This is a genomic window from Kitasatospora sp. NPDC015121, from assembly GCF_055562955.1.
Genome location: NZ_JBVHEH010000015.1, coordinates 256,929 through 273,903 on the forward strand (window position 1 = coordinate 256,929; position 16,975 = coordinate 273,903).

Consider the following 16,975-nt stretch of genomic DNA (forward strand, 5'->3'; position numbering starts at 1 on the left):
CCCGTGACCTGCGGTTCTTCTGCTTATGATCGTCTTAATTCGGGCATTTCGCCGCCCGCCGGGCTTACCCGCGCGGGGCCCGGTGTGAGCTACGCCCCGAAGCTCTTGCCGACCGGTTTGTCACCCTTCTTGCCCTTGCCCACCAGGTGGGCCGGCAGCAGGTCCCGGGCCGGCTCGCGGTAGCCGATCGAGACGATCCGGTCGCCCTCGTAGGTGAAGCTGGTCAGCGAGGCCAGCGAGCACTGCCGCCGCCGCGGGTCGTGCCACAGCCGGCGCCGCTCCGCGAACGAGCGCAGGATCCAGATCGGCAGCTGGTGGCTGACGCAGACCGCCTCGTGCCCGCGCGCCGCGTCCCGGGCCGCGGCGAGGGCGCCCATCATCCGGACCGCCTGGTCGATGTACGGCTCGCCCCAGGACGGCTTGAACGGGTTGGTCAGGTGCTTCCAGTACCCGGGGTTGCGCAGCGAGCCGTCGCCGACGCCGAAGGTCTTGCCCTCGAAGACGTTCTCCGCCTCGATCAGCCTCGGGTCGGCGGCCACCTGCAGGCCGTGCGCCTTGGCGATCGGCTCGGCGGTCTCCTGGGCGCGCTCCAGCGGCGAGGCCACCACGTACGTGACGTCCCGGTCCTTGAGGTGCTCGGCGACCCGCTCGGCCATCTCCCGGCCCAGGTCGGAGAGGTGGTAGTCGGGGAGGCGGCCGTAGAGCACGCCCTCCGGGTTGTGGACCTCGCCGTGCCGCATCACGTGGACGACGGTGGTCTCCCGGTTCTCCCGGTGCTGCTCGGTCACTTGGCGGTCTCCTCGGTGGCCTCGGCGGCCGCGCGGGCGGCGGCGGGCAGGGCGGCGGCGATCCGCTCGACCGCGCGCTCGTCGTGCGCGGCCGAGACGAACCAGGACTCGAAGGCCGAGGGCGGCAGGTAGACGCCGCCGCTCAGCATCGCGTGGAAGAACGCGTTGAAGCGGAACGCCTGCTGGGTGCGCGCCTCGTCGTAGTTGGTGACCTGCCGCTCGGTGAAGAAGACCGAGAACATGTTGCCCGCGGTCTGCAGCCGGTGCGCCACGCCCTCCTTGGCGAGCGCCTCGGTGACCAGTCCGGACACCTCGGCGGCGACCCGGTCGACCGTCGCGTACGCCTCGTCGGTGCAGTGCCGCAGCTGGGCCAGGCCGGCCGCGGTGGCGATCGGGTTCCCGGAGAGCGTGCCCGCCTGGTAGACCGGGCCGGCCGGGGCGAGGTGCGCCATCACGTCGGCGCGGCCGCCGAACGCCGCGGCGGGGAAGCCGCCGCCCATCACCTTGCCGAAGGTCAGCAGGTCCGGCGCCCAGCCCTCCTTGGCGGCCTCCAGGCCGTACCAGCCGGCCTTGGAGACCCGGAAGCCGGTCATCACCTCGTCCGAGACGAACAGCGCGCCGTCGGCCCGGCAGAGCTCGGCCAGGCCCCGGTTGAAGCCGGGCAGCGGCGGGACGACGCCCATGTTGCCGGGCGAGGCCTCGGTGATCACGCAGGCGATCTGGCCGGGGTGGGCGGCGAACGCGGCGCGCACCGCGTCCAGGTCGTTGTACGGCAGCACGATGGTGTCGCCGGCCTGGGCGCCCGTCACGCCGGGGGTGTCCGGCAGGCCGAAGGTGGCGACGCCGGAGCCGGCCGCGGCCAGCAGCGCGTCCACGTGGCCGTGGTAGCAGCCGGCGAACTTGACCACCTTGGCGCGGCCGGTGAAGCCGCGGGCCAGCCGGATCGCCGACATGGTCGCCTCGGTGCCGCTGGAGACCAGTCGGACCTGCTCGACCGGCGCGATCCGGGCGACGATCTCCTCGGCCAGCTCGACCTCGCCCTGCCCGGGCGTGCCGAACGAGGTGCCCAGGGCGACCGCCTGCCGCACCGCCTCCACCACCGCCGGGTGGGCGTGGCCGAGCAGCATCGGACCCCAGGAGCAGACCAGGTCCACGTACTCGCGGCCGTCCGCGTCGGTCAGGTACGGGCCGGTGCCGGACACCATGAAGCGGGGCGTGCCGCCGACCGCGCGGAAGGCCCGCACCGGCGAGTTGACGCCGCCGGGGGTGACGGCCAGGGCGCGGTCGAACAGCGACTGGGACTGGGGGGCTTCGTACGGGTAGCTCATCCGCTCGCTCATCCGTTGGGTGCTGGGAGCGGTCGGGAACCGCTCTTACCCGCACATGGTCTCAAATCGTGTCCTGGCGTTCTGCATGTCGGGCCCGATCATCTGGAACGATGATCCGTGTGCTGCTCCCTCACCGGCTGTACCGAAGGTAAGGTCGGGTGACGCGCGCTCGTGTAGCACGCCGACAGACGGGTAAGGGGCATGTTCGGAGGGACACCGGACGTGCGAGGGTCTGTCGATTCCGGCGAGTTCCGGTGAGGATGGTCCGAGTGTCCGACAGGCAGGACGGTTCCGACGAGGTCGCGGGGCACGGCCGCCGACCCCGCGAGACCGGCGGGGGTACGGGAACGGGCAGGGGAAGGAGGGGGGAGGGCAGAGTGGGGGTCACCTACAAGTACTTCGGCGCACCGGACCGCGCGACCGCCGCCAGGGTTCCCACCGCCCTCGGCCCCGGCGGCCTCGGCCTCGACGCGGGCGAGCTCGGCGCCCTCGGCCGGCTCGGCGACCTGATGGAGACCAGCGGCTCGGTCAACGGCCACCTCTCCACCAAGATCAAGCCGGAGACGATGAGCGCGATGGTGCTCACCGGCATCCAGGGCGTCCCGCTGCACCACGTGCCGCCGCTCGAACTGGTCGTCCTGCACCCCGACTACGCGGTCGTCCAGCTCCCGCACACCGTGGTCGAGCCGCTCCGCAAGGCGGAGGAGACCGAGCTCGGCGCCGCCGCCTTCATCTGGTCCACCGTCCCCGACCGCCGGGGCCCGCGGGACGCGTTCGTCATCTACCAGATGCTGCACGAGTGGCAGGACTTCGCCAACCGCCTGCACGAGGCCGGCCACCAGCTGTACTGCCTGGTCTGGCCCTGAACCGGGCCGTCGGCACCCGGCGGTAGCGTGGGCGCTCCCCGCTACCCGGAAGGCCCGACGGTGGACCTCACCCGCCCCTCCACGGAGCAGATCCTGGCCCTGATGCCGGAGCTCGCGCCGCACGGCCGCCGGGCCGCCCGGCTCTGGCCCGCCTCCGGGGCGCCCGGGCCGGACGACAGCTCGATCGGCGGCCCGGTCCGCTGGCCCGCCGACGAACCGTGGCCCCGCTGCCCGGTGGCGGAGGACGGCGATCCGGAGTGCTTCCCGGCGCTGTTGCCGCTCGCCCAGCTGCGCGCCCGGGACGTGCCCGGCCCGTGGTGGCCGGACGGGCCTGACGGGCCGGACGGGCCGGACGGGCCGCAGGTGCTCTGGTGCCCGGTCGAGCACTGGGACGCGCCGGCGGGTCAGGCCGACGTGAGCCCGGTGGTGGCCCTGCGCTGGCGGCGCGCCGCCGAGCTGGCCGCCGCCCCGGTGGCGGACCCGCCGCCGCCGTCGGAGCTCGCCGAGGAGTGGTACCTGCCGCGGCCGTGCGTCCTCGCGGTGGAGCACCTCACCGACTTCCCCTACCCGGAGGAGCTGCCGCCCGAGCTGCGGCCCGGCCTGGAGCGACTGCTGCGGGCGACCGACCCCGAGGGCGGGGACGTGATCACCCGGGTCCCCGGCTGGAAGCTCGGCGGCTGGCCGTCCTGGCACCTCAACTACCCCTACCAGCACGTGTGCGACTCCTGCGGGGGCCCGCTGACGCTGCTGTTCACCATCGCCAGCGACGACACCACGGGCGTCACCGTCGGCCGCTGGGGCGAGCTGCGGATCTTCGGCTGCCCGGCCGACCACACCCACCCGTTCGTCGCCGACCTGCACTGACGGCCGCACCGGCCGCGGGCGTCGGGGCAGGTCGGCCGGCGCCGAGCACGGGGCCCCGGCCGGCCGGGACCGACCGGGCGTCAGGCGCCGGTCAGGGGGTGACCACCGCGAACGCCGGGTCGGACTCGTCCAGGACCGCGAACAGCCTCGTCAGCACGGCGGGGTCGCCGTCCAGGGTGAGCCCGTCGGTGCCCTTCCCGGCCAGCAGGCCGAACAGTTGCGGCTTGCTGAGCGTGACGGTGAGGTCGGCCGGCCCCGGGTCGGCGGCGGTCTCGGCGTGCACCAGGACGCCGTTGCGCAGGGTGACCCGGTGGGTGGTGCCGAGGTCGGTGAACTTCCAGACGGTGCTGAGCCGTTCGTTCCAGGCCGCGGGGCCGTCGACCCGGATCGCCAGCGAGTCGAAGACCTGGTCGACGGTGAGCGCCCCGGCGAAGCTGCCGGCCCCGAACGGCATCGCCTTCGGGGGGTTGCGCAGCTCCAGCGCGCCCATCAGGTAGCAGTTGCGCCAGGTGGCGTTCTCGGCGCCGTACCCGAGCCGTTCGAAGACCTGCGCCAGCTGCTCCTTGGCGTCCGCGTCCTCCGGGTCGGCGAACACCGCGTGCTTGAGCAGCTGGGCGGCGAACCGCAGGTCGCCGGAGTCGGCGTACCGCCGGGCCTTGGCGAGGACGGCGTCCTGGCCGCCGATGCAGTCGACGTAGCGCTTGGCGCTCTCGGTCGGGGGGTGCTCCCACAGCGAGGCCGGGTTGCCGTCGTACCAGCCCATGTAGCGCTGGTAGACGGCCTTCACGTTGTGGCTGACCGAGCCGTAGTAGCCGCGGGCGTGCCAGGCGGCGGCCAGGGCGGGCGGGAGTTCCAGCTGCTCGGCGATCTCCGTGCCGGTGAGGCCCTGGTTGAGCAGGCGCAGGGTCTGGTCGTGCAGGTAGCCGTACAGGTCGCGCTGCTCGGACAGGAAGCGGGTGAGCCGCTCGGTGCCCCAGGTCGGCCAGTGGTGCGAGGCGAACACCACGTCGGAGTCGGCGGCGAACAGCTCGATCGCCTCGGTGAGGTAGCGCGACCAGATCCGGGCGTCGCGGACCACCGCGCCGCGCAGGGTCAGGATGTTGTGCAGGTTGTGGGTGGCGTTCTCGGCCATGCACAGGGCGCGGCGCTCGGGCAGGAAGAAGTTCAGCTCGGACGGGGCCTCGGTGCCGGGGGTCAGCTGGAAGCGGAACAGGACCCCGTCGAGCCGCTCCTCCTGGCCGGTGCGCGTGACGTCGAGGGTGGCGGGCACCAGGCTCGGGGTGCCGTGCGAGGCCGTGTGGCCGAGGCCCATGCCGACCAGTCCGGTCGGGCCGGCCGGCAGGTCGCCGCCGGAGTAGTAGTCGCCGCGCCGCAGCATCGCGGTGCCCGCGTACACGTTCTCGGCGACCGAGTGCTCCATGAACCCGGCCGGGGCGACGATCGGGACGTCCGCGCCCTCGGGCAGGACGCCGCCCACGCCGCCGAAGTGGTCGATGTGCGAGTGGGTGAACAGCACGGCGGTGACCGGGCGTTCGCCCCGGTGCGCCCGGTAGAGCGCCAGGCCGGCCGCCGCGCACTCGGCGGACACCAGCGGGTCGACCACCACCACCCCGCGCTCGCCCTCGATCAGCGTCATGTTCGACAGGTCGTAGCCGCGGATCTGGTAGACGCCCTCGGTGACCTCGAACAGCCCGGCTCGGGCGGTCAGTTGGGACTGCCGCCAGAGGCTGGGGTGGACGGTGTCGGGGCACTCCCCGGCCAGGAAGTCGGTGGCCCGGAAGTCCCAGGCGACCCGACCGTCCGCCGTGGTGACGGTGTCGGTGTCGGGCGGGGCGACCAGGCCGCGGTCGGCGTCCTCGAAGTCGGTGCGGTCGGAGTAGTCCAGCTGGTCGTGGTGGGTCACCGTGGCGCCTCCCGGGTCGCGGGCCGCACCCGCGCCGCTCGCGGGCAGTCCCTCCCCCACCCTCCGCCGCCGCGCCCGGGCCCGCCCCGGCGCGCCGCCGCGCGCTGCTCCGAAACGGTGAACGCGGCCGGTCCGTCCACAGGCCTGTGGAAAACTCCGGCCGCTCCGGCTCAGGCGTCGAAGTCGTACTCCAGGATGTACGAGGCGGCGTCGAGCACCATCTCGTTGACCTCCACCGCCTGCCCGTCCTCGGCGAACGCGGTCCGGTGCACCAGGAGGACCGGGGTGCCGGGCGCCAGCGCCAGCCGCTCCGCCTCGTCGCCGGCGGGCATCCGGGAGCGGATCTGCTCCTGGAAGTGCACCGGCTTGTGCCCCAGCTCGGCGAGCCGGGCGTAGGTCCCGCCGGGGCCGGTGTCCGGGGCGGTGATCGGGCTGCCGGCGACCAGCGCGGCCGGCAGGTACGAGTCGGAGAGCAGGACCGGCTTGCCGTCCAGCACGAAGCGGCGGCTGCGCACGCAGGCCGGTTCGTCGCCCTTGAGGCCGAGCACGGCGGCGATCCGCTCGGGGGCCTCGCGCTCGGTGACGCTCAGCTGGTCGACCGTCAGTTCGCGGGCGGCTATGTCGGCCGACCAGACCGAGGCGCCGCCGCCCCAGGTGCGGCCGGAGAGCCGCTGGATGCCGCGCCGCCGTATCGGCCGGAACTCCCGGACGAACACGCCGACGCCCCGGCGGGCCTCGACCGTCCCCTCGTCCTTGAGCACGCCGAGGGCCTGACGGGCCGTCATCCTGGCCACGCCGTAGGTCGCCATCAGGTCGTTCTCGCCCGGGAGCCGGTCGCCGGGCCGGTAGCGGCCGGAGTCGATCTCGCGCTTGAGGTCCTCGGCGATCCGCTGGTACTTGGGCTGCGGGACGCGTGGGTGACTGGTCATGGCGGCGGACTTCCTTCCCCTCTTCTCTAGACATCCTACGCGCGGTGTGACCCCTGACGCATTGACATCTCTAGAGATTTCAGCTTGTCTAGAGATGTTGGGATCTGACATACCCTCATATCGGCTGACGAGTCTCCGCCCATCGGGCGAAACCGCGTGAGGAGCCCGCCATGTCCGTCCACCGTCGATGGTTCTCACTGCCCCGCGAGCCCGCCACCGTCGCCGCCGGACGCCGCCGGGTCCGCGACCTCCTCTCCTCCTGGAACACCCCGCTCGACGAGGACACCCGCTTCGCCCTCGACCTGGTCACCTCCGAGCTGCTCGGCAACGCCGTCCGCCACGCCACCGGCCCGGCCGTCACCGTCGGCGTCCACGCCGACCCGCTGCACCACCGCGCCGTCATCGAGGTCTACGACTCCTCCCCCGCCCTGCCCCGCGTCCCCGGCCGGCCCGACGAGGACGCCGAGTCCGGCCGCGGCCTGCTCCTGGTCGCCGGACTCGCCCTCGCCCACGGCGTGGTCCGCAAGCGCGGCGGCAAGTGGGTCTGGGCCGAGATCGCCCTCCCGGGCGCGGCCGCCCGCCCCGCCCCCGGGCCGCAGGACGACGCCCCGCGCAGGCTCCCGCGCCAGGCGGCGCCCGGCACGATCGCGCCCTGGACGATGACCTGCCCGTAGCCGGGCCGCCCGGCGGGACGCCCGGTCGTCGGGCCGTCAGGCCGTCAGGCCGTCAGCGCGCGGTGCAGCTCCGGCGTCCCGTGCCCCAGCGCGCGGGCCGCCAGCCAGGCCGCCGCGCCCGCGCCGTCGCCGGCGGTGCGCAGCGGGGCGGCGGGCCAGCGGGCGGCGAGCAGCGGGCGGAGGCGGGCGGCCAGCGGGGTGTCGGCGGTGAGCAGGCCGCCCGCCAGCACCACGGGCAGGGCGGAGCCGGGCGGGCGGAGCAGCGCCAGGGTGTCGAGCAGGTGGTCGGCGGCGCGGTCGACCAGGGCGCGGGCGGCGGGGTCGCCGGTCCCGGCGCGGGCGAGGACGACGGGGGCGAGCCGGGCCAGGTCGGTGGGGGCCCCCGCGTGGACGGCGGCGATCAGCGCCGCGCGCGGGTCCGCGCCGGGGCCGTCCGGGCCGGTCAGCTCCGCGGCGAGGGCCGCGTCCAGGCCGGTGAGCGGCTCGTCCCGGTCGAGGGTGGCGAGGGCGCCGGCGACGGCCTCGCGGCCGAGCCAGACGCCGGAGCCGCGGTCGCCCAGCAGCCAGCCGTGCCCGTCCGCGGTGCGGCGCACCGCGTGGTCGCGGATCTCGGCGGCCATCCCGCCCGTCCCGCTGAGCAGCACGTTCCCGTCGGGTTCGGGGGTGCCGGCGGCGTGTGCCAGCACCACGTCGCTGACCAGTTCCGGGTGCGCGCCCAGGTCGAGGCCGTCCCAGAGTTCCGCGAAGTCCGGCCGGGCGACCAGTCCGCCCGCGAGCCCGAGCACCCCGGCCGTCACCCGTCGCGGGTCGAGCCCGTCCAGCGCGGCCCGCACGGTGCCGCCGATCTCCCGCGCCGCGGCCGCCACCCCGTGCGCGACCGGGTTCCCCCCGGCCCCCCGGGCCCGCCCGAGCACCCGCCCGTCCAGCCCGGCGACCACCGCCCGGGTGCTGGTCCCGCCGACGTCCAACCCGAGCACCAACGCCGCACCGGCCACCGCGAACCTCCTGGCAGAGAGGCCCCCATGCTATTCGGGGCCGGAAAACCGGTACCGCCCCGCGCCCGCCCCCGGCAGGATCGGCCGGGTGACGGAGACGCCGAAGAGGCAGGTCAGGGCGGACTACGACGAGGAGACCGTGACGGTCTACCAGGCGTTCCGGCCGGAGATCGCGGAGCCCGCGGTGGCCGGGGGGCGGTTCCCGGCGGCGTTCGACCCGGGGCGGACGACCTGGGTGAAGCCGTCGTTCCGCTGGCTGATGCACCGCAGCGACTGGGCCCGGAGCGCGGGGCAGGAGCGGGTGCTGGGGGTGGTGCTCCGGCGGGCGGGGTTCGACGCCGCGCTGGAGGCGGCGGTGCTGAGCTCGTACGAGCGGGGGGTGCACGCGTCGCGGGCCGAGTGGCGGCGGGAGCTGCGACGCGGCGGGGCCCGGGCGCAGTGGGACCCGGAGCGGGACCTGGACCTGCGGCCGCTGGGGCACCGCTCGCTGCAGCTGGGGCTGAGCGGCACGCTGGTGGAGCGCTACCTCGGCGAGTGGCTGGTGCGGATCGACGACCTGACGCCGCTGGCCCGCGCGTTGCACGCGACCCGGGACCCGGCGCTGCTGCCGCCGGAGCGGCCGTACCCGCTGCCCGCGGGTGCGGCCGTCCGGCTGGGGGCGTCCTGACCCGCCGGGTCAGCCGTGCAGATAGACGATGCCGAGCTTGGTGAGCCGCCAGTGCTGGGCGGCGGAGCCGTCGTCGGCGGCGAGTCGGACCAGGGGGTCGCCCTGGGCGTCGGTCTGCGGGCCGGCGGTGGCGAGCATGGCGGGGGCCTGGGAGTCGGCGAGCTTGTAGGTGCCGTCGCCGACCGGTTGGAGCAGCCAGCGCTGGTTGCCGCCGCCGTTGCAGCGCCACTGCTCGATCTTGGCGCCGGGGGCGGTGGAGGCGCCGGCCACGTCGAGGCACATGTCGCGGTTGCCGCTGAAGTCGAGTTCGTAGCTGCCGCCGGCCTTGGCCTCCAGGACGAAGGACTGGTTGAGCCCGCCGGTGGCCGGATAGGTGATCGCGGTGCGGCCGTCGGTGGCGTCGCCGTAGCTGCCGCCGCCGGCCAGGTCGAGGACCCGGCCGTCGGCCTGGTTGGTGAGCTGGTACCAGGCGCCGTCCTCGGGGGTGTCGGGGAAGGGCCTGCCGGGGGTGAGCGGGGTGATCGAGGTGCCGTTCTGCTGGTTGAGCGAGCAGAACGCCTGGCTGAGCCCGGCCTGCTGGTAGAACTGCCGCAGGCAGGCGGCCTCGGCGGCGTAGCCGGCCACCCGCAGGTGGTACGACTGGCGGACGTTGTTCATGCACAGGCCGGGGATGGCGATCGGGGTGTCGCAGCCGTTGCGGGTGGTCTCGGAGAGGTCGATCACGTCGCCGTTGGTGTACTCGTACGGCGAGCTGGTCCACTCGGCGCAGACCTCGTGGCCGAAGGCGACCCGGCGCTGGTCGAGGTAGCGCACGCCGGGGACGCCGGCGGCGGCTTCGCGCAGGGCGTCGCTGAGGGTGGGGACGACCCAGTTGTGGCCCCAGGCGAGGTCCTCGGGGAAGGCGGGGCAGCCGTCCGCGACCTTGCCGGCGTAGTCGTTGCGCCGGATGTCGGGGGTGATCGGGTTGAAGTACGACTGGTAGACCAGCTGGTAGGAGTCGTCGGAGTAGCCCGCGTTCCGCATGGTGGTGCGGACGCTGGTGAGCGCGGCGGTGACCTTGGGCTTGACCGCGGCGGCGCGGCGGGTGATCTCGGCGCTGCCGATGGTGTCCCGGCAGCCCTGGGACTTCGGGACCGGGAAGTACTGGGCGAGGCAGTCCATCATGATGTTCGCGAACTCGAAGTCGTCGTTCGCGCCGATCGTGACGACCACCAGCTTGACGTCGTACTGGCGCGCGGTGGCGGCGAGCTGGACGTCCTGCTTGGGCTCGCCGAAGTCGCCGCTGCCGGGTCCGGTGATCTTCGCCAGCTCGGGGTCGCTGACCAGGTCGCCGGTCTGCGCGCCGGAGCAGGCCAGGTCGACCGGGGTGACGCCGGGCAACTGGGTCACGAAGATCTCGGACCTGGTGGAGCGGTGGCAGTAGTTGGTGGGGGTGTCGGTGCCGGGGACGTAGTCGTCGCCGGTGTGGGTGCCGGCGCCCTCGCCGGAGATCGCGCTGTCGCCGAGCGCGACGATCGCGGCGGGCCTGCCCGGGTTGCCGGACGCCGCCCGGGCGTCGACGACCGACGGGCCGGCGCCGAGGCCGAGGGCGGCGAGCAGGGCGGTGACGGCGAGCAGGGCGGGCGGACGGCGGCGGCGCGCGGGCGCGCCGAGGTGTGGCCTGGACACTCATGACTCCTTGCGGGGGTGGGGGATCGCCCGGCGGGTGCCGGGCGGCGCGGAGCACGGGACCGGGCGGGGGCCCGGTGAACATGAGGCAGGCTCACATGCTAGGTACTGACAGGTAACACAACAAGACTCGCGACGGCATGACCCGCCGTCAGCGCGCGGGCCCCGGAAAGCAGTCGAGCCGCCGACCGCACCTCGCCAGGAGGGTGCGGTCGGCGGCTCGCCGACCGGGGGCCGCGCGTCAGCCGACGTTGGCGCAGGAGTTGCCGAACGCCGGGTTCAGGGCGCCGATGACGTCCACCGAGTTGCCGCACAGGTTGACCGGGATGTGGATCGGCACCTGGATCTGGTTGCCGGAGGCCACGCCGGGGGAGCCGGCGGCGACGCCCTCGGCGCCGCTGCTCGCCGCGGCGGAGCCCGCACCGGCGGCGACGATGCCCACGACAGCGGCGCCGACGGCGGCAGCCTTCTTGATGCTCATTGAGTCTCCTCGATAAATCAGATCTTCCAATTGCCGCGCCGGGGGCTGCCGGAAGGAAGCACACGGGACGTGCACCAGGCCAACGAAGCCGCCCCGGCGCGGTTGCGCACGCCCGCGAACAATCACCCACTCGGCCTAATACGCGCATTCGGGTGATCAGCGGATCCGCCCGTTTCCCCGGCCGCGCCGACTCGTTCTTGCTGACGAACACCGCTCCACAGGCAGCCACCGGGCCGCCCTGGACGCGCCGCGAAGCGACCGCTCCCCGCCGTGAGCGAGTGGTCGCGGGCGCACCCCGACGCGGCACGGATCGCCCGAGCCACGGGCGACACGAGGGTGTTGGGCCGCGTGAGTGACATTCACGGCGCATCCGGAAAACCCCGGGCGATGATGCCAATCGCCCGGCACCCGACCATCCGAAGTCGGGCTGAACGTGAGGAAGAAAGCTATGCGCAACTTCAAGAAGGCCGCGGTCCTGTCCGTCGCCGCCGCCGGCCTGGTCCTCGGCTCCGCCGGTCTGGCCAACGCCTCCGCGGGCGCCGAGGGCGTCGCGGCCGGCTCCCCCGGCGTGCTCTCCGGCAACCTGATCCAGGTGCCGGTGCACGTCCCGGTCAACGTCTGCGGCAACACCGTCAACGTCATCGGCCTGCTGAACCCGGCGTTCGGCAACTCCTGCGCCAACGTCGGCTGAACTGCCTGACGCAGCGCCCGCGCCGCACCGCACACCCGTTGTGCGGTGCGGCGCACCAACTCCCTGTGTGATCTAGGAGATCAACCCCCATGCAGAACGTGAAGAAGGCCGCCGTCCTGTCGGCCGCCGCCGCCGGCCTGGTCCTCGGCTCCGCCGGTCTGGCCAACGCCTCGGCCGGCGCCGAGGGCGTCGCCGCCAACTCCCCCGGCGTGCTCTCCGGCAACGCCGTGCAGGTTCCGGTGCACGTGCCGGTCAACGTCTGCGGCAACTCGGTCAACGTCATCGGCCTGCTGAACCCCGCGTTCGGCAACTCCTGCGCCAACATCGACGCCCCGGTCGTCGAGGAGCCCCCGGCGCCGCCGGTCGGCGACGACTGCTGAACAGCCCCGGCTGATCGGTAACCCCGTGCAGACCGCCCCCCGGCCCCGCGGCCGGGGGGCCGCCCGCGTTCCGCCCCGCACGACACCCGTGCACCCCGCACACCACCCGTAAGGATGTGGCCGATGACCCGGAAGACCACCGGCGCCGTGGCCGCGCTCGGCGCGGCGATGCTGCTCGGCGGCGTCACCGCCCAGGCCGCGCACGCCGAGCCCGACGCGCTCGCCGGACTCCCCGCGCCCACCACCCACCTGCAGAACACCGACGCCCAGCAGGCCCTGGGCAGCACCACCGGCGCGCTCGGCTACGCGATCGCGCCGGTGAAGGAGCTGCGGCTCGACCCGTGGGCCGGCTCCGGCGCGGACGTGCTGAACAACGGCGTCGCGGTCGTCCCCGACAACGGCGTCGCCCCGGTCGGCACCGCCCCGCTGACCGCCCCGCTGTCCGGCGGCGGCGGCCCGCAGGACCTGCCGCTGGCCGGCCCGCTGCTCGGCGTGCTGCCGGGCTGAGCAGCGCACCGGCCCCGCACGCGCGACGGCCCGGGTTCCCCGCGGAGGGGGCCCGGGCCGTCGCGCGCGTCGGGGTGCCGTCAGAACCGGGCCTGGTCCAGGCCGCCGGCCAGGATGCCGACCGGGTCGGCCTGGTTCAGCATCTCGCCGGTGGTGGCGGTGGTGGTGCCCGCCAGGTTCTTCACCGAGTCGGTGACCGAGATCTGGTCCTGCTCGCCGCCGAGCGAGGCGCTGGCGCCCGGGACGGCCTGCACCGGCGCGGTCACCAGGTGCGGGTCGACCTTGTCCAGGGTCAGCGCGGCGTCGGTGAGCCGACCGCCCTCGCCCTCCACGAAGGAGACCGGCTGCCCCAGGCCGACCGCCGGGCCGCCCAGGTTGAGCGGGGCGGCCGGGGCGTCCACCCCGAGGGTGCCGAGCTCGGCGCTCCGGTCGACCTCGGGCAGCGGCAGCACGGCGCCCAGCGAGGGGCCGACCTTGCCGCCGTTGAGGGCGGGCAGCACGTGGTCCGGGATCGGCTGGGTCGGGCTCTGGCCGGTCCCGGTCGGCGGCATCAGCGGGGAGGTCGGGATCCCGCCGTGGACCTCGCCGCCGTCCGGCAGCAGCGGGAGCGGTGCGGTGGCCGCGCTGAGCGGAATGGTGAACGGCACCTCCTGGGTGGCCAGCCCGTGCTCGATCGCGGCCACCTCGGCCGGGGTCTTCGGAGCCGCCTGGGCCGCGCCCTGCGCCGCCGCCACGCCGGCGCCGACCGCCAGCAGCAGGGCGCCGGTCGCCCGCTTGGAGAGCTTCATCGTGTTCGCCGTTCGTTCGGGAAATTGGTTCGAGTGCCTGGTGGGCACCCTGGCGAACGAGCCAGCTCCGCCGCGGATAGCGGGAGTTAACCGGAACGGCTGAATAATCCGATCTCCGCATGGTCGACAATCCGACCGGCGCGCGGGGAAAACCGAGATCGGTGACGAATTTCCCCGCGAGCCCGTAACTTTCCGAGTCGCCATTCTTTGATCCCGACGACGACGGGGCAGCACCCCTCGAACGGCATTTCAGAGAGGTATCTCCATCATGCTCAAGAAGACTTTCGCTACCGTCGGCCTGGCCGCCGCCGCGCTGGCCGCGGTGTCCACCCCCGCCGTCGCCATCGGCAACGCGGACGGTTCGGCCGGCTCGATCCAGGGCAACGGCGGCACCAACGCCACCGGCACCTGGGGCAACAACAGCCCGAACTTCCACTTCGCCGACAACCCGAACCTGTGCCTCCCGGAGATCCACAACATCGGTGTCGCCGTGCTCGGCGTGGCCGTTCCGGTCGAGGTCGACGCGCTCAACAACCAGCCCAAGCAGACCTGCGTGGTCGGCCAGGGCACCCTCGGCAGCGGCGACGGCGGCGTCTCCCACCTGGTCGGCTGACGCCCCGTCACTGCCCCCGGCGCGGAGCCCCACGCTCCGCGCGGCACCATCCGCCCGGTCCGCTCCCCCGGCCCGGCGGTCCAGGACCCGGCGCGAGCCACGCACCGGTCCGCTGCTCCACTCCATCAGATCCGAAAAGGAAAACCCAATGATCAAGAAGGCTCTCGCCGCCGCCGGCGTTGCCGCCGCCGGTCTCGCCACGATCGCCTCCCCGGCGATGGCCATCGGCGACGCGGACGGCGCCGCCACCTCGGTCCAGGGCAACGGCGGCACCAACGCCACTGGCACCTCGGGCAACCACAGCCCGAACTTCCACACCCTGGACAACCCGAACCTGTGCCTCCCCGAGGTGCACAACATCGCCGTCGCCGTCATCGGCGTCGCGGTGCCGATCGAGGCCGACGTCCTGGACAACGAGCCGTCGCAGACCTGCGTCGTCGGCCAGAACACCGTGGGCAGCGGCGACGGTGGCGTCAGCCACCTGATCGGCTGACCCTCCCGGTCGCGACCGACCGCCGGGCCCGCGGGAGCGATCCCGCGGGTCCGGCGGTTCCATGTCTCCGGCCGCTCCCGGAAACCCGTGCGTCCGCGGCGCGTTCGGGTGATCGGAGCACCGGTGGGCGCGTGCAGCGCCGCTCCAGCCGCACCCCTGTGTTGACGTAGAACCACTTCCCTGACGCAGAGAGGAACTCCCATGAAGAGCAAGCTGGGCAAGGCCGTCGTCACCACCGTCGCCGCGCTCGCGCTGGCCGCCGTGGCCGCCCCCGCCTACGCGCACGTCGCCGTCGGCGGCGGCTACGAGGGCGTGGCCACCGCCGACGAGCCCTTCGTCGCCGGCCACTGGGCGGGCTTCGCCGAGACCTCCCACATCTTCACCGCGGGCGGCGGCTACGGCTGGGCCACCGACACCGCCGTCGGCGGCGGCGAGGGCGGCATCGTCGCGATCGACTGACGTCGCGCCGACGCCGAGGGGCGCGCAGGCCGTTCGCGGTCTCCGCGCCCCTCGGCGCGTCCGCCCCCGGTGCCCGGATACTCCGTTGTGCCGTCCGGTGCCGCACGGAAGACTGGCCGACCGGCCCGACCGGGCCGGGTCCGGAGGGGGAGGACGGTCATGGAGAAGATCCCGACGCTGTTCGAGCGGGACGGCGCCTTCCGGGTGGTGGACCGCCCGCGCGCCGAGTGCGCCTGGGTGTTCGCCGGAGAGGGCGCGGCGACCGAGAAGCTGGACGGCACCAACGTCCGCCTGACCGTCCGCTCGGGGCGGCTGGTGCGGGTGGAGAAGCGCCGCAACCCGAGCGCCGCGCAGAAGCGGGCGGGCGTCGTCGACGGCTGGTACGTCGACGCCGCCGAGGACGCCGCCGAGGACCGGTGGATCCTGGCCGCCGCCCGGGGCACCGACGTGGCCGACTGGCCGGACGGCGAGCACCCGTGCGAGGCGCTGGGCCCGCGGATCCAGGGCAACCCGCTGGGGCTGGCCGGGCACCTGTGCCTGCCGTTCGACCGCGCGGCGCCGGTGTACGAGGGGGTGCCGCGCGACTACCCGGGCCTGCGGGCGTACCTGGCGGGGCTGGAGAGCCGGTTCGCGCCGGGCGCGCTCGCCGAGGGCGTCGTCTTCCACCACCCGGACGGGCGGCGCGCCAAGATCAAGCGGAGGGACTTCCCGGAGCCGTCCTGATCCGGGCGCGCCCGACGGCGGGTCAGCGCAGCAGGCCGGCGGCCTCGACCGCCCAGTAGGTGAGGATCTGCTCGGCGCCGGCCCGGCGGATCGAGGTGAGCGTCTCCATGATGGTGCGCTCGCGGTCGATCCAGCCGTTGGCGGCGGCCGCCTCGACCATCGCGTACTCGCCGGAGACCTGGTAGGCGGAGACCGGCACCGGGGAGGCGTCGGCGATCTGCCGCAGCACGTCCAGGTAGGACATCGCGGGCTTGACCATCACCAGGTCGGCGCCCTCGGCGACGTCCTGGGCGAGTTCGCGCAGCGACTCGCGGGCGTTGGCCGGGTCCTGCTGGTAGGTCTTGCGGTCGCCCTTGAGCGAGGAGCCGACGGCCTCCCGGAACGGGCCGAAGAACGCGGAGGCGTACTTGGCGGTGTAGGCGAGGATGCCGGTGTCCTGGTGGCCCGCCGCGTCCAGCGCCCGGCGGATCACGGCGACCTGGCCGTCCATCATGCCGGACGGGCCGACCAGGTGGACGCCCGCGTCGGCCTGGACGACGGCCATCTCGGCGTAGCGCTCCAGGGTGGCGTCGTTGTCGACCGAGCCGTCCGCGGCGAGCACGCCGCAGTGGCCGTGGTCGGTGTACTCGTCCAGGCACAGGTCGGACATCACCACCAGCCGGTCGCCGACCTCGGAGACCACGTCGCGGATGGCGAGCTGGAGGATGCCCTCGGGGTTGGTGCCCTCGGTGCCGGTGGCGTCCTGCACCTCGGGGACGCCGAACAGCATGATGCCGCCGACGCCGGCCTCGGCGGCCTCGACGGCGGCGCGGCGCAGGGTGTCGCGGGTGTGCTGGACGACGCCGGGCATCGAGGTGATCGGCTTCGGCTCGGCGATGCCCTCGCGGACGAAGGCGGGCAGGACCAGCTCGGCCGGGTGCAGCCGGGTCTCGGCGACCAGGCGGCGCATCGCCGGGGTGGAGCGCAGGCGGCGCGGGCGGACGGACGGGAATTCGGCGGACACTTCGAAGGCTCCCTGAGTCACGGAGAATGCGTCGGGGGGAGGCCCGGAGGCCGCCCCCCCCCCCCCGGGGAAACCCCCCGGGGGGGCGCCACCCGGGGGGGGGGGGCCGGGCCGGCGTACCCCGCCCCCCCCCCCGGGGGGGGGGCCCCCCCGGG

Annotated in this window: 20 protein-coding genes; 11 read left to right on the plus strand and 9 right to left on the minus strand. The window is 74.4% G+C overall.

Features of this window, described 5'->3' with window-relative positions; translation table 11 throughout:
• Window positions 1-89: 89 nt before the first annotated feature.
• Together ACZ3J7_RS24065 and hemL are read right to left on the minus strand one after the other, a co-directional pair.
• Window positions 90-740, minus strand: a complete 651-nt coding sequence (locus ACZ3J7_RS24065) for a histidine phosphatase family protein (RefSeq protein ID WP_465624578.1) — start codon at window positions 738-740, stop codon at window positions 90-92.
• A gap of 44 nt (window positions 741-784) precedes the next feature.
• Complete coding sequence (hemL, locus tag ACZ3J7_RS24070) at window positions 785-2,128, minus strand: glutamate-1-semialdehyde 2,1-aminomutase (protein ID WP_465624538.1); 1,344 nt, start codon at window positions 2,126-2,128, stop codon at window positions 785-787.
• A gap of 365 nt (window positions 2,129-2,493) precedes the next feature.
• Between hemL and ACZ3J7_RS24075 the strand changes: the two genes are divergently transcribed.
• Together ACZ3J7_RS24075 and ACZ3J7_RS24080 are read left to right on the plus strand one after the other, a co-directional pair.
• Entirely contained in the window at window positions 2,494-2,982 is a 489-nt protein-coding gene (locus ACZ3J7_RS24075; protein ID WP_465624540.1) for a hypothetical protein, read from the plus strand.
• A 60-nt stretch (window positions 2,983-3,042) separates the two neighbouring features.
• A complete protein-coding gene (locus ACZ3J7_RS24080) occupies window positions 3,043-3,846 on the plus strand; it encodes a hypothetical protein (protein ID WP_465624542.1) in 804 nt (267 codons plus the stop codon).
• Between the two features lie 91 nt (window positions 3,847-3,937).
• Here ACZ3J7_RS24080 and ACZ3J7_RS24085 read toward each other — a convergent pair whose 3' ends face one another.
• Entirely contained in the window at window positions 3,938-5,749 is a 1,812-nt protein-coding gene (locus ACZ3J7_RS24085) for an alkyl/aryl-sulfatase (RefSeq protein WP_465624543.1), read from the minus strand.
• A 170-nt stretch (window positions 5,750-5,919) separates the two neighbouring features.
• Complete coding sequence (locus ACZ3J7_RS24090; protein WP_465624545.1) at window positions 5,920-6,678, minus strand: GntR family transcriptional regulator; 759 nt, start codon at window positions 6,676-6,678, stop codon at window positions 5,920-5,922.
• A 170-nt stretch (window positions 6,679-6,848) separates the two neighbouring features.
• On the opposite strand from ACZ3J7_RS24090, the gene ACZ3J7_RS24095 reads away from it, so the two are divergent.
• A complete protein-coding gene (locus ACZ3J7_RS24095) occupies window positions 6,849-7,352 on the plus strand; it encodes an ATP-binding protein (RefSeq protein WP_465624547.1) in 504 nt (167 codons plus the stop codon).
• 44 nt (window positions 7,353-7,396) lie between these two features.
• Here ACZ3J7_RS24095 and ACZ3J7_RS24100 read toward each other — a convergent pair whose 3' ends face one another.
• On the minus strand, window positions 7,397-8,347 hold the full coding sequence (locus ACZ3J7_RS24100; RefSeq protein ID WP_465624548.1) for an N-acetylglucosamine kinase: 951 nt from the start codon (window positions 8,345-8,347) through the stop codon (window positions 7,397-7,399).
• Window positions 8,348-8,435: 88 nt separating this feature from the next.
• Between ACZ3J7_RS24100 and ACZ3J7_RS24105 the strand changes: the two genes are divergently transcribed.
• Complete coding sequence (locus ACZ3J7_RS24105; protein WP_465624549.1) at window positions 8,436-9,014, plus strand: DUF4291 domain-containing protein; 579 nt, start codon at window positions 8,436-8,438, stop codon at window positions 9,012-9,014.
• A gap of 9 nt (window positions 9,015-9,023) precedes the next feature.
• On the opposite strand, the gene ACZ3J7_RS24110 is transcribed toward ACZ3J7_RS24105, so the two are convergent.
• Window positions 9,024-10,682 (minus strand): RICIN domain-containing protein, encoded by a 1,659-nt coding sequence (locus ACZ3J7_RS24110; protein WP_465624550.1) that lies wholly within the window; start codon window positions 10,680-10,682, stop codon window positions 9,024-9,026.
• A gap of 241 nt (window positions 10,683-10,923) precedes the next feature.
• The gene (locus ACZ3J7_RS24115) at window positions 10,924-11,163 is read right to left on the minus strand and encodes a chaplin (protein ID WP_465624551.1); all 240 of its coding nucleotides are present in this window, start codon (window positions 11,161-11,163) and stop codon (window positions 10,924-10,926) included.
• 448 nt (window positions 11,164-11,611) lie between these two features.
• On the opposite strand from ACZ3J7_RS24115, the gene ACZ3J7_RS24120 reads away from it, so the two are divergent.
• From ACZ3J7_RS24120 to ACZ3J7_RS24130, 3 genes are all read left to right on the plus strand, one after another.
• Window positions 11,612-11,854 (plus strand): chaplin, encoded by a 243-nt coding sequence (locus ACZ3J7_RS24120; RefSeq protein WP_014136468.1) that lies wholly within the window; start codon window positions 11,612-11,614, stop codon window positions 11,852-11,854.
• Window positions 11,855-11,943: 89 nt separating this feature from the next.
• Complete coding sequence (locus ACZ3J7_RS24125; RefSeq protein WP_465624553.1) at window positions 11,944-12,234, plus strand: chaplin; 291 nt, start codon at window positions 11,944-11,946, stop codon at window positions 12,232-12,234.
• Between the two features lie 123 nt (window positions 12,235-12,357).
• Window positions 12,358-12,741 (plus strand): hypothetical protein, encoded by a 384-nt coding sequence (locus ACZ3J7_RS24130; RefSeq protein WP_465624554.1) that lies wholly within the window; start codon window positions 12,358-12,360, stop codon window positions 12,739-12,741.
• Window positions 12,742-12,821: 80 nt separating this feature from the next.
• Here the strand turns inward: ACZ3J7_RS24130 and ACZ3J7_RS24135 are convergent, their stop codons facing one another.
• The gene (locus ACZ3J7_RS24135; protein ID WP_465624556.1) at window positions 12,822-13,529 is read right to left on the minus strand and encodes a hypothetical protein; all 708 of its coding nucleotides are present in this window, start codon (window positions 13,527-13,529) and stop codon (window positions 12,822-12,824) included.
• A gap of 268 nt (window positions 13,530-13,797) precedes the next feature.
• Between ACZ3J7_RS24135 and ACZ3J7_RS24140 the strand changes: the two genes are divergently transcribed.
• From ACZ3J7_RS24140 to ACZ3J7_RS24155, 4 genes are all read left to right on the plus strand, one after another.
• Window positions 13,798-14,142 carry a hypothetical protein gene (locus tag ACZ3J7_RS24140; protein ID WP_014136472.1) on the plus strand — a complete coding sequence of 115 codons (345 nt, stop codon included), beginning with the start codon at window positions 13,798-13,800 and terminating at the stop codon, window positions 14,140-14,142.
• A gap of 148 nt (window positions 14,143-14,290) precedes the next feature.
• Entirely contained in the window at window positions 14,291-14,635 is a 345-nt protein-coding gene (locus ACZ3J7_RS24145) for a hypothetical protein (RefSeq protein ID WP_033252293.1), read from the plus strand.
• Between the two features lie 201 nt (window positions 14,636-14,836).
• The gene (locus ACZ3J7_RS24150; protein ID WP_465624559.1) at window positions 14,837-15,094 is read left to right on the plus strand and encodes a hypothetical protein; all 258 of its coding nucleotides are present in this window, start codon (window positions 14,837-14,839) and stop codon (window positions 15,092-15,094) included.
• Window positions 15,095-15,253: 159 nt separating this feature from the next.
• Complete coding sequence (locus ACZ3J7_RS24155) at window positions 15,254-15,817, plus strand: hypothetical protein (RefSeq protein ID WP_465624560.1); 564 nt, start codon at window positions 15,254-15,256, stop codon at window positions 15,815-15,817.
• 22 nt (window positions 15,818-15,839) lie between these two features.
• Here ACZ3J7_RS24155 and hemB read toward each other — a convergent pair whose 3' ends face one another.
• Entirely contained in the window at window positions 15,840-16,820 is a 981-nt protein-coding gene (hemB, locus tag ACZ3J7_RS24160) for a porphobilinogen synthase (protein ID WP_465624561.1), read from the minus strand.
• Window positions 16,821-16,975 lie beyond the last annotated feature (155 nt).